This window comes from Actinomadura vinacea, assembly GCF_039532545.1.
Classification (GTDB): domain Bacteria; phylum Actinomycetota; class Actinomycetes; order Streptosporangiales; family Streptosporangiaceae; genus Spirillospora; species Spirillospora vinacea.
This window is the reverse complement of sequence record NZ_BAAARW010000003.1, coordinates 265,753-277,459: the sequence shown is the minus strand read 5'-3', so window position 1 is coordinate 277,459 and position 11,707 is coordinate 265,753. Positions and strand designations below refer to the sequence as shown.

Sequence of the window (11,707 nt, the reverse complement as noted above, 5' to 3'; positions counted from 1 at the left end):
CGAACCTCGACCTGCACCTTGTCCCCTTGACGGTCGCTCACCGATATGCACGCAAAATGGGCGCGACGCGACACGGCGCCGCGTTTTTCAACATTTGAAAATTCGCTCTTCAGCATGTGCCGCTCGGCGCGGCCACCGGCGGGCGTTTACCCCCTCCGGCCTACAGCCCTTACGCAACGTCACGGTCGCGCTCGCGAAATCGGGCACCGGCCGGGTCGAGCGCCAGGCCAGGGCGGCCTTCGTAACCATTGCCGAAGAGGTGGTCGCAATGCCCATCCGTCCGAACCACCATGCGCCTGCTTCCTCCTGGTGCGCCGGGAGCCGGTCCGCTTAACGGAAGGACTCTAGAAGATCTCGATCACCAGAACGGTCACCGCAGTCATCACCCGACACATCGTGATCGGTCGGATGAGGCCGTGGACGCCGCTGAATGCGCGAGCACGGGGAGGTATTCAGACCCTGCGCGAGGTGTGCCGAGCCTCGTCGGGCGTGACGCTCGGTCATAATGATCAATTCGGTGGCCGGAGCGGAATGCGCATGGTGTGATCGCCGGGGTGTCGTCGCCCGGCGCGCATACGGCGAGGAAGGGGTGGCCAGTGCGGATCTCGTTGCTCGGAGACTTGATCATCACCGACGACCAGGGCGAACGGATCGATTTAAAGGAGGGCAGCCGCCGCCAACGCCGCCTGCGCAATCTCATATGCGTCCTGGCACTGCACGGCGGGCCCCTGTCACCCCATCGGCTCAAGACCCTGCTCTGGGACCCCGACGAACGCGACTACACCTCCGCCCTGACCACCTTGGTCTACAAGGCACGCGCCGTCCTCCCCCAAAACCGCCTCGTCACCGAAGCAGTCCCCTCCGGAGGACAGCATTACCACCTCCTCCGCCTGCCCGGCGACGAGATCGACGTTGACCGCTTCCACGACGCCGTCGACTTCGGCCTCCAAGCACGCAAAGCGGGCCAACCCCAACGTGCCATCGAATCCTTCCAGGACGCCCTCGCCCTCTGGCGCGCCCAACCAGGCGACCCGCTACTACCCGATTTCCCCGACGCCCTCGCAATGAGACAACATCGCGAATCCCTGCTCGCCAGACGTCGCGCCGTCACCGAACAGTTGGGCGAGGTGCACCTGGAATTGGGCAGGCATGGCCCCGAGCTGGCCGAACAAATCCGAACATGGCTCATGTTCGACCCGGACAACGAGTACCTGTATCAACTGCTCATGGTCAACTGGTACCGCGCCGGCCGCAAGGGCCAGGCCATGCAGGCCTTTCAGGAGGCATCGCACGTCCTGGACGAGCTCATCAAAACGGGCCCCGGACCGGCGCTGAACCGCATTCGCGACCGTATTCGCAACGACGACCCCACACTGGCCTGGCAGCCGTAGAAAAGCGACCGCCCGTGAACCGGCGGACCCTGATAAGCCCGCGCTCCGCGGAACATACAATTACCTGACGCGAACGCCGCGCGGTTCCAGGTCGAGGCAGGCCACCGCGAGCCGCGCTCGGCTCATGGGTTCCGGCGCGGCGGCCGGCCGCGTCGGAGACCTGACGGTCGGCTACGGCTTGCGGACGACACCCGCCCATTGGTCGACCTCGTTGGGGAGACCGCCGCCGGGGCCTGGAGTGGGACGCCACCGGGAGCAGGAGACCCATCCGGGCTCGACGACCTCCATGCCTCGGAAGAACTCGGCGATCCGTTCCGGGCTGCGCAGTTTCAGCTTTGGCTGGGCGTCGATGTTCCAGGTCCGGACCGCCTCGGCGGTCAGTTCGCCGTTGACCGCGGTGGTGGTGTTGGCGACCGCGACGTAGCTGCCGGACGGGACGGCGGCCAGCAGCCGGTCGATGATCTCCTGGAGCTCGTCGTCGTCCTGGATGAAGTGCATGATGCCCAGCAGCATGATCGCCACGGGCTTGGTGAAGTCCAGGGTCGCTTCGGCGGCGGCCAGGATCTTGTCCGGGTCGCGCAGGTCGGCTTCCAGGTAGTCGCTGGCACCGCTCGGGGAACTGGCGAGCAGGGCGCGGGCGTGCACCAGTACCAGCGGGTCGTTGTCGACGTAGACGATCCGCGAGTCGGGCGCGATGCGCTGCGCGACCTCGTGGGTGTTGTCCTGGGTGGGCAGGCCGGTGCCGATGTCCAGGAACTGCCGAATCCCCTCCTCCCCCGCCAGGTAGCGGACGACCCGTCCCAGGAACAGCCGGTCGGCGCGGGCCAGCTCCGCGACCACCGGGAAGATCTCCAGGACCCGGTCGCCGACCCGGCGGTCGGCCTCGAAATGATCCTTGCCGCCCAGCCAGTAGTTCCAGATCCGCGCCGTGTGCGGGACCTCCGCCTTGAGCCTGCCTTCGGAACCGACCTCGTCGGCCTGGTCTGCCATCGGAGAGCCCTTCATACGCGGATGCACGGAGAAGATCACTTGCCCACAGAGTAGCCCGCGCCGGACGGGAGTGCTCCGGCCCCGCCTTCCGGGAACATGTGATCATTTCCACCCTCCGCCACTGAAATTCTCGACGCATCGAGAATTTCAGTGGCGTTCCTTCAGGCTGGAGGGGTGACCACATGGCACGCCCGAAGACGCACACGCTGACTGTTTTCGCGTGGCTGGAAATGCTCTCAGTGTCGGGCATGGCGCTAGCGAACGGGACAAAAGTCGACATCTTGGGACATGGACTCCCTTTTAGCGACATCCGCTTGCGGTTCCGGTGGCCACCGTGATTAAGCTGTGATCACGGTGACAGAGATCCACCAGAACGGCACCGATGGTGCCGTGTTTCCGGTGGGAGCACCGGCCACAGACGTGGCATGTACCGAATTGGCTGCGTAATTCCGCAGCGTCGTCCGCCTAGGCAGCCCCTCCCCGGTGGTGGCCTGCAGGGAAACCGTACCGAGCGGCTCCGCCCTCCCCGAGGGCTCAGCCGCGCATCCGGCATGCCCTCACCCAGCGCACGACGGCCGACTCCGTACTCACGTCGAACGAGGTCGTATGCATTCCATTCCGAAGGCCCGAAGACTCCGCTTCGCCCTGTCCCGCCGTTCCCGCCGGCCGTTCCCCGCACGCGGCCGGCGGAAGCTGCTGGGCCGGCTCCTGGTGGTCCTGCTCATCCCCGTCGTCCTGGCGGGCACCGCGACCCTGATCGCGTACTTCCGCACCCCGCTGCCGAACGAGCCCCAGAAGGGCGTCACCGACGAGGGCTCCACCGTCTACTACGCCGACGGCCGGACGCCGCTGTTCCGGCTCGGCGCCAACCGCGAGACCGTCCGGCACGACCAGATCCCCGACCGGCTGCGCTGGGCCGTCCTCGCCGCCGAGGAGCGCGGCTTCTACAGCGGCCACGGCGTCTCCCCCGTGGGCACGTTCCGCGCAGTGTGGAAGACCGGCTCCGGCGGCGAGGTCCAGGGCGGCTCCACCATCACCCAGCAGCTCGCCCGCAACTACTTCAAGGGCCTCAGCAAGGACCGCACCGCGGGCCGCAAGATCAAGGAGATCTTCATCTCGCTCAAGCTCGACCGGAGCCGGGAGAAGGACGAGACCCTCGACCTCTACCTCAACACCATCTACTTCGGGCGGCAGACGTCCGGGGTGCAGGCGGCCGCCCGCGCCTACTTCGACAAGGACGTCTGGCAGCTCGACGTCGCGGAGAGCGCCCTGCTCGCCGCGATGATCCAGCGGCCGGCCTACTTCAAGACCCAGGGCGACGACGCGCCCGCCCGCGCGCTCCGCGCCCGCTGGAAGTACGTGCTGGACGGCATGGTCTCGATGGGCAAGCTGAGCCGGGCGGACGCGGCCCGGCAGCGCTTCCCGGCGACACGGCGCGAGTGGAGCGGCGTGAGCCTGTCCGGCCAGGACGTGGCGGTCCGGCAGCGGGTACTGGACGAGCTCTACACGCTCGGCATCCCGGTCCAGAGCGTGATGAACGGCAAGCTGAAGGTCTACACCGGGCTCGACCGGCGCTGGATGGCGTACGCGGAACAGGCCATGAAGGAGGCGCGGGAGCCGCGCTGGCCGGCGGCGGTGCGCGGCGGGCTGATCGCCGTGGACCGGGACGGCGCGGTCCGGGCCTTCTACGGCGGGGACCCGGCGCGCAGCCAGTACGACTCGGTGTTCAACCCGGTGGCGCAGGCGGCGTCCACGTTCAAGCCGTACGTGCTGGCGGCGACGCTGCGCCGCGGCTTCACCGTCAAGTCGCAGGTGAGCGGGCGTTCTCCGGTGAAGTTCGCCCCGGACGGCAGCCTCACCCCGATGACCGCGCCCGGCTACCTGGTGGACAACGACGAGAAGATCGGCTCGCTCGGCAGGATCGACCTGGTCCAGGCGACCGCGCTGTCGGTCAACACCGGTTACGTGAAGCTCGCCTTCGAGACCGGGATCGCGAACGTGCTGCGGACGGCGCAGGAGTTCGGGGTCCCGGCCACGGCGCTCCAGCCGTTCAAGGGGCAGGCCGGGATCGCGCTCGGCGTCGCCAACGTCTCCGCGGCGACCCAGGCCGCCGGGTACGCGGCGTTCGCCAACGGCGGCACGGCCGTGGCACCGCACCTGATCACCAAGATCGTCGACGCGAAGGGGCGGAACGTCCCGGTGCCCTGGCGCGGGCAGGGACGCCGCGTGCTCACCCAGGAGCAGGCGGCGCAGGTGACCCACGCACTGCGCGCCACCGTCACCGGCGGGACCGGACGCAAGGCCGCCCTGCCCGGCAGGGAGACCGCGGGCAAGACCGGGACGAGCGACAACAACCAGGCCGCGTGGTTCGTCGGGTACGTCCCCCAGCTGTCGGCGGCCGTGGTGATGGCCGATACCAAGGGCAAGCCCCTCAAGGGGCTCCCCGGGTTCCCCGGCACCGTCGCCGGGGACAACGTGCCCGCGACGGTGTGGCGCTCGTTCATGGAGAAGGTCACCCGCGGCATGCCGGCCGAGGTGTTCCGCCGGCCCGCGTTCTCCGGCGTCACGGCCAATTGGGACACCGATCCCCGTACAGGCGGCAGCACAGGAGACGCCGGCGCGTCTCCGTCGCCGTCCGTCTCACCTCCAGGGCAGGCGAAGCCGCAGAAGACGCCCCCACCGACCAGCGACCCGGGCCGGCTCCCCGCCGCTGGAATTCCTGAAAAGTCCCCGCCGGCCGGTGCCGTCCGGCCTTGACGGAGAGGTATGCCGTCAAGAATTTTTGACGGCATGACGATGAACGAAGTTCCGGGTCCGGGCGGACCGGTCGCCGGCGGGGAGACCGCGTCGATCGCCCGGGCCGCCGTCGAGGACGCGCTACGGGCCGGCGGGCTGGAGCGGGACGACCCGGCCGCGCGGGTGCACGCGGCCGCGTCCCTGCTGGCCGCCCTGGACGACGTGCTGGGCGAGACCGTGCGCGACGCGAACGAGGAGGGCCTGTCCTGGGCCGACATCGGCCGCCTGACGGGGATCACGAAGCAGGCCGCGCACGCCCGGTTCAGCGCCGCACGGGCGCCCGGGCGGCACGGCCTGCCGCGGCCCGCCGGCCGAGGGCCGGCCCCGGCGGCGCCCGTCGACCGGTCGCCGGCCCGCCACATCGCCGCGGCCGCGCCGCGCGGATGCCTGACCATCGCGCCGAGCGACGCGGTGACCCGGAGGCTCAAGGCGTCGGAGATCGTCGCGCGGGACGTGGTGCATCACATCGTCACGCAGGGCCTGAGTCCGGGTGACGGCCTGCCGGGTGAGGCCGCGATGCTGTCGCTGTACGGGGTGAGCCGCGAGTCGCTGCGTGAAGGGCTGCGGCTGCTCGAGGTCCAGGGGCTCATCACCATCCGGCGCGGGCCCCGCGGCGGTCCGGTGGTCGGCACCGTCGACCCGGCGAACCTCGGGCGCATCTGCACCCTCTACTTCCATCTCGCCGGCGCCACCTACGACGAGCTGTTCAAAGCCTGGGTGCTGTGCGAGGCGATCCTCGCCGAGCACGCGGCGCGGAACCCCGACAGCGCGGCGCGGGCCGCGGCGATGGCCCCCTACCTGGCGCAGAGCGCGCACGAGGCGCCCGCCGAGCTGGAGCAGTTCGTCCACACCCACACCCGGTTCCACGCGGCCGTCGCCGCGCTCGCCGACAACCGGGTGCTGGAGCTGATCCTGCAGACGACCGGGAAGGTCGTCAGCCGGCACGCCGCCGTCACCGAGGACCCCCGCGAGCTGCGGGACATGATCGCCGACGACCACCTGAAGCTGGCGAAGGCGATCGCGGCCGGCCACGGCAACCGGGCGGCCGCGATCGCGGAGGAGCACAGCGCCGTCCTCGCCCGGTACTGCCGTGACCACATGGGCGGCCGGGCCCACGACTACATCGAGTGGGAGTGACGCGACGGTGGACTATTCCTCATGAGAAACCTTGACCCCGGCTGCGTCTCCGTGTTTGACTCCCACCTGTGAGCGACCTCACAACCACCGAGTGAGGTCTCGCCGGCACATCCGCTTGCCCGGCACCACGCGGCTCAACTCAATCGGAGGTCGACCCGTGTCCATCGACTCCCCGGAAGCTTCCTCGCAACTGTTCGCGAACATCCCCGGCACCGCCGGCCGTAAGCGGCTGGAGTTCTTCGACCGCACGGCGATGCCCGAGGTGGAGATCGAGAACGGGGAGCAGTACTGCGAGTATCCGGAGAACGTCCCGGAGTCCGCCGACCTGCACGCCTTCCACGACGGGCTCTGTGCCGTGCAGACCCTGTACGCCGACCATGAGGAGAACGGGCTCAGCCTGGGCTGCTACTACTTCCCGCCCAACATCGAGTTCCCGCGGCACTGGCACGACTGCGACCAGATCGTCGTGGTGGTCGAGGGGTCGGTGAGCCTCGGCCGCACCGTCCTGAAGCCCGGCGCCGGCTACTACACCAAGGCCGGAACGACCTACACCTTCAAGGTCGGGCCCGCCGGGGTGCGCATCCTCGAGTTCCGGGCGGTCTCCAACTTCCGGACCGTCTTCGTAGAGGACAAGCCGGAGAAGTACGTCAAGCCCTGATCCGGTCAGCTCGCGGCGGGGCGTCCTCCGGAGAGCCGGTGCGGTCCCGCGCGCCCTCATTCCCCTCTTCGTACCAACGCGAAGGAGCTCCGCCGTGAGCGGACCCGCAGAACCCCTGCGTTTCGGCCTCTTCATCGCGCCGCACCACGACCCGCGCGAAAATCCGACCCTCGCGCTCGAGCGGGACGTCGACCTGATCCAGCACATCGAACGGATCGGCTTCGACGAGGTCTGGGTGGGCGAACACCACTCGGCCGGCTGGGAGTACATCGGCTCGCCCGAACTGTTCCTCGCGCACGTCGCGGCGCGCACGTCGCGGATCAAGCTGGCGACGGGCATGGTCACCTTGCCGTACCACAACCCCCTGTGGTCGCTGGAGCGGATGGTCCTGCTGGACCACCTCTCCCGAGGCCGCGCCATCTTCGGAGTCGGCCCGGGCAGCCTGCCCACCGACGCCGCGATGATCGGCCTCGACCCGCGGGATCTCCGCCCGCGGCTGGAGGAGGCCGTCGACGCGGTCATGCGGCTGCTCCGCTCGGACGAACCGGTGACCATGAAGACCGACTGGTTCACCCTGGAGGACGCGGCACTCCAGCTCCGGCCCTACACCTACCCGCACTTCGAACTCGCCGTCGCCGCGGTCGCGTCCCCGGCCGGCCCGCGGGTGGCCGGAAAGCACGGGCTGTCCCTGGTGTCCATCGGCGCGACCATGAAGGACGGCTTCGACGCGCTGGCGATGCACTGGGACGTGATGGAGGAGCAGGCCGCGCACTACGGGTCCACCGTCGACCGCTCCGGCTGGCGGCTGGTGGGCCCGATGCACATCGCGGCCACGCGCGAGCAGGCGCGGCGCGAGGTCGCGCACGGCATCGAGGGCTGGTTCCACTTCATGAAGGACGTCAGCGCCGTGCCGCAGTTCGCCCTCGCCGGCGACACCGTCGACGAGATGATCGATTTCTTCGTCGAAGGCGGCGCGGGCGTCATCGGAACGGTGGACGACGCGATCGAGCAGATCGAGCGGCTGCGGGAGCAGTCGAAGGGCTTCGGCACGTATCTGGTCATGGGGAACAACTGGGCCACCCCGGCCGACACCAAGCGGTCGCTCGAGCTCATCGCCGAACGCGTCATCCCGGTTTTCCGGCGCCCGTCGAACAGCCTCGCCGCCGCCGAGGAGCGCGCCTTCCAGCGGCATGACGAGCTGTTCCGCCGGCAGGAGCTCGCCCTCGCGCAGATGAACGAGCGGCACGCCGCCGAACGAGCCGAGCGCGCCAAGCGCGCCTGAAAGGCCGGTCCCCGTCCGACAAGCCCGAGGAGCCCGACGTTGAGCGACGAACTGCGCGCCGGCAACATCAAAGTCACCATCGACTACATCAACGCGATCAATACCTGGGACTTCGCCGCAATGGCGACGCTGCTGCACCCGGAGGCCGCGCTGGTGATGCCCTACGCTCCCGACGGATTCCCCCGGGAGACGCGAGGCCGGGACGCCGTCATCGACTTCATCCGGCAGGTACCGGATCTCATCGACCCGGAGAACCTCCACGACGTCGTGATACACGGCTGGGGCGATGACCCGAACGAACTCGTCGCCGAATACAAGAGCGCGACCCGGGTCAAGGCGACCGGGCTGCCGTACGCCAACGACTACATCGTGCGGATCACCTTGGCGGACGGCATGATCATTCGTTTCGCCGAGTACTACGACCCGATCAAGCTGGTGGTCGCGCTGGGCGGCGGCGTCACCCTGCCGACCGCCTGAGACAAGGTGCCGTTTCTCTGGTCTCGCAGCGCTCTGACGCTCATTGCCCTGCCCAGCCCCGAGTCCAGGTCAGGGGCTGGGCAGGGCATGGACCCAGCAGGTCGATCAGCTCACGGCCAGCGGGGAGACCGTGATGGTGCCCTGGTCGCAGACCGGGCCAAGGTCCCACTTGGAACCGACGGTCTGCGGCCGGCTGTGCCCCGGGATGCCGACGTCCACGGACGCCGGTGCGGACTGGCACTGGCCGCCCTGCTCATCCCCGGTGGGCACCACTCCCCACTCCAGCTCGGCGGCCACGGTCTCGAACGGCTCCAGCTCGACGGGCCGCGGCGTGGTGCCCTGCTTGTGCTCGACCCGCGTGGGCAGCGGCCGCCCGTTGGAGTCGCGCAATTGCAGCCCGACGTAGCCGTTCAGCGTGCAGGAATTGTCGGAGGTGTTCCTCAGCTTCACCTGCCCGTACCGGTGACCGGCGCCCGCCTCGGTGGACACCGCCGTGGCCTCCAGCTGGGACGAGGCGCAAATGGACGTCCCGGCCGGCTGGTCGGCCAGCGCGCCCGCCTGCCCGGCGAACAGCGCGGCGGCCGCCACCGCACCGGCTCCGACCGTCCAGCTGACGCCCCGGCGGATCCTGCCTGATGGCTGCATTTGGCCCCTTTCATTTGCGTCAGTCCCGATTTTGCTTCGTCGTACGACGCGACGCGGTCACGCTGAGTTCCGCGCCGAGCACCTCTTTTCGAGGAGATCATCCGGACGTGCCGGCAGAGGCGGTGAGCCCGGCGATCAGGAAGCGCATGCCGTGTTCGAAGTGGGTCTGCCAATCGCTGTACGGCGTCGGGGGGTGGGCGGCGAGCGTCGGGTAGCGGAGGGCGGCGCTTTGGACGTGGTCGGTGAGGGCGCGGCGGGCCGTGCTCTGGTCGTGCCGTCCCCAGGAGGCCTCGGCGGCGACGGAGCCGATGACGTAGTTGGAGATCGCGGCCGCCGCGGCGGTCAGGGCCGTCCCGCTGAATCCGGCCCTGACCAGCGCTGCCTGGACGGATTCGGCGTGGTCCAGCGCGTGCGGGCCCATCAGCGGGCGGGCACTGGCGAGCGCGCCGGCCCAGGGGTGGCGTAGCAGCGCCTCGCGCAGGCCCGTCATGTACGCGGCGATGTCGGCCTGCCAGAGGCCGGGGTCCTTCCGCGGGGCCTCGACCTCGCCGAAAACCGCGTCCAGGGCCAGATCGAGCAGGTCGTCGCGGTTGGCCACGTGCCAGTACAGGCTGGTCGCGTGCACGCCGAGCGCGTCGGCGAGTTTGCGCATGCTGAGGCCGCTCTGCCCGTCCTCGTCCAGGATCCGCACGGCGGCTGCGGTGATGCGCTCGATGCTGAGCGCGGGCGTCCGCGTGCCCTGCCGCCGTTCACGCAGCCATACCGCTCCCGGGCCGGACGGGCTCTGCTCGGCGCGCTTCGGGCTCATCCCCCAAACCTAGCCGCCGATCAACTTCCCCTACAGTGTAGGACTAATCAAACAGTGTAGGAGAATGGAGCCGGCGTTGACCTCTTCAGACCAGCAACGGAAGATCTTGATCGCTGTCAGCGCGGCGCTGCTGGTGGTCGTGGTCGACAACACCGTCGTCAACGTGGCACTGCCGTCGATCGCGATGGCCTTCCATGCCTCGACCGCGCAGCAGCAGGCGGTGGTCGACGCCTACGTGGTCGTCTTCGCCGGGCTGCTCATCGCCGCCGGCGCGGTCGGCGACCGCTACGGCCACCGGCGCGCCGCCCTGGCCGGGCTGGCGGTGCTCGGGGCGGCCTCGGCCCTGGCCGCCGCGGCGTGGTCGGTGTGGTGGCTGGTGGCGATGCGGGGTCTCATGGGGGTGGGAGCCGCGCTGGTCATGCCCGCCACACTGGCGGTGCTCGTGCACGCGTTCCCCGCCGACGAGCGGCCCAAGGCGTTCGCGGTGTGGGGCGCCGTCGCCTCCGCCGCCATGGCCGCCGGGCCCGTGCTGGGCGGCTTCCTGGTGGGGCAGTGGGGCTGGGGCGGGGTCTTCCTGGTCAACGTCCCGGTGGTCGCCGCCGCCATGGTCGCGGTCGTCCGCTGGGTTCCCGGAACGCGCGCCCCGCGGGACGCGCGGGTCGATCCGCTCGGCGCCGTCCTGGTCACCTTGGCCATGGTCGCGCTGACCACCGTCGTGATCATCGCTGGTGAACGCGGCCTCGCGGAGCCGGGCGTCATCGGCGCGGCCGTCGCCGCGCTCATCGCGTCGGGGCTTTTCGCCTGGCGTCAGAAGCGTGCCGCGACGCCCATCGTGGATCTCGCCCTGTATCGCGACCGGCGCTTCACCGGAGGAAGCGTCGCGGCCACCGCGCTCACGCTGGGAACCGGCAGCGTCCTGTTCATCCTGGCCCAGCACCTGCAACTCGTCATGGGCCATGCCCCTTGGCAAGCCGGGCTGGCCGTGGCGCCGGTGGCCGTCGGCACGGTGCTCGGTTCCCTCGCCGGTGGCCGGGCGCCCGCGCGTATCGGCCCGCGGCGATGCATCGTGACGGGGTTCGGCGTGACCGCCGCCGGCTTCCTCACGCTCGCCACCCTGACCCCGTCCAGCACCTATCTCGTGGTGGCCGCGGGGCTGCTCCTGTGCGGGGCAGGGGCCGGGTTCGCCGCGCCCGCGACCACCAGCGTCGTCCTGTCGGCCGTGCCCAGCACGCGGGCCGGGATGGGCTCAGCCCTCAATGACACCCACCAGCAACTCGGCATCGCCCTGGGCGTGGCCGGCATGGGAAGCCTGCTGTCCACCGCTTACCGCAGCAGGCTCCCCGACGCGCTGCCCGAGAATGCGCGCAGCTCCTTGTCCGCCACCCTGACTCATGCCACAGGCGATGCCGATCTGACGCAGGCCGCTCTGGACGCATTCACCTACGCCCAGAGCATCACCATGCTCACCGCTGCCGGATGCGCGGTGGCCGGAGCGGTCGTCGCGGGGCGGGTCCTGCGCTGAA

General features: G+C 69.9%; 10 protein-coding genes. 7 read left to right on the top strand and 3 right to left on the bottom strand.

Annotation, left to right across the window (positions count from 1 at the left end; all coding sequences use genetic code 11):
* Positions 1-620 precede the first annotated feature (620 nt).
* The gene (locus ABD340_RS05560) at positions 621-1,391 is read left to right on the top strand and encodes an AfsR/SARP family transcriptional regulator (RefSeq protein WP_344587395.1); all 771 of its coding nucleotides are present in this window, start codon (positions 621-623) and stop codon (positions 1,389-1,391) included.
* A gap of 171 nt (positions 1,392-1,562) precedes the next feature.
* Here the strand turns inward: ABD340_RS05560 and ABD340_RS05555 are convergent, their stop codons facing one another.
* Positions 1,563-2,381, bottom strand: coding sequence for an SAM-dependent methyltransferase (locus ABD340_RS05555; RefSeq protein WP_344587394.1), 819 nt, complete (start codon positions 2,379-2,381; stop codon positions 1,563-1,565).
* Positions 2,382-2,987: 606 nt separating this feature from the next.
* Between ABD340_RS05555 and ABD340_RS05550 the strand changes: the two genes are divergently transcribed.
* The 5 genes from ABD340_RS05550 (at position 2,988) to ABD340_RS05530 (ending at position 8,731) form a co-directional block, all read left to right on the top strand.
* Positions 2,988-5,138 (top strand): transglycosylase domain-containing protein, encoded by a 2,151-nt coding sequence (locus tag ABD340_RS05550; protein ID WP_344587392.1) that lies wholly within the window; start codon positions 2,988-2,990, stop codon positions 5,136-5,138.
* A gap of 33 nt (positions 5,139-5,171) precedes the next feature.
* Positions 5,172-6,314 carry a FadR/GntR family transcriptional regulator gene (locus ABD340_RS05545; protein ID WP_344587391.1) on the top strand — a complete coding sequence of 381 codons (1,143 nt, stop codon included), beginning with the start codon at positions 5,172-5,174 and terminating at the stop codon, positions 6,312-6,314.
* 157 nt (positions 6,315-6,471) lie between these two features.
* Complete coding sequence (locus tag ABD340_RS05540) at positions 6,472-6,972, top strand: cupin domain-containing protein (protein ID WP_344587390.1); 501 nt, start codon at positions 6,472-6,474, stop codon at positions 6,970-6,972.
* Positions 6,973-7,066: 94 nt separating this feature from the next.
* Complete coding sequence (locus tag ABD340_RS05535; protein WP_344587389.1) at positions 7,067-8,254, top strand: LLM class flavin-dependent oxidoreductase; 1,188 nt, start codon at positions 7,067-7,069, stop codon at positions 8,252-8,254.
* Between the two features lie 39 nt (positions 8,255-8,293).
* Positions 8,294-8,731, top strand: a complete 438-nt coding sequence (locus tag ABD340_RS05530) for a nuclear transport factor 2 family protein (protein ID WP_344587388.1) — start codon at positions 8,294-8,296, stop codon at positions 8,729-8,731.
* Between the two features lie 105 nt (positions 8,732-8,836).
* Here ABD340_RS05530 and ABD340_RS05525 read toward each other — a convergent pair whose 3' ends face one another.
* Positions 8,837-9,376, bottom strand: coding sequence for a DUF4232 domain-containing protein (locus ABD340_RS05525; protein ID WP_344587387.1), 540 nt, complete (start codon positions 9,374-9,376; stop codon positions 8,837-8,839).
* Positions 9,377-9,473: 97 nt separating this feature from the next.
* Positions 9,474-10,184 carry a TetR/AcrR family transcriptional regulator gene (locus tag ABD340_RS05520; protein WP_344587386.1) on the bottom strand — a complete coding sequence of 237 codons (711 nt, stop codon included), beginning with the start codon at positions 10,182-10,184 and terminating at the stop codon, positions 9,474-9,476.
* A gap of 106 nt (positions 10,185-10,290) precedes the next feature.
* Between ABD340_RS05520 and ABD340_RS05515 the strand changes: the two genes are divergently transcribed.
* Positions 10,291-11,706 carry an MFS transporter gene (locus ABD340_RS05515; RefSeq protein WP_344587385.1) on the top strand — a complete coding sequence of 472 codons (1,416 nt, stop codon included), beginning with the start codon at positions 10,291-10,293 and terminating at the stop codon, positions 11,704-11,706.
* The last annotated feature ends 1 nt before the right edge of the window (position 11,707 follow it).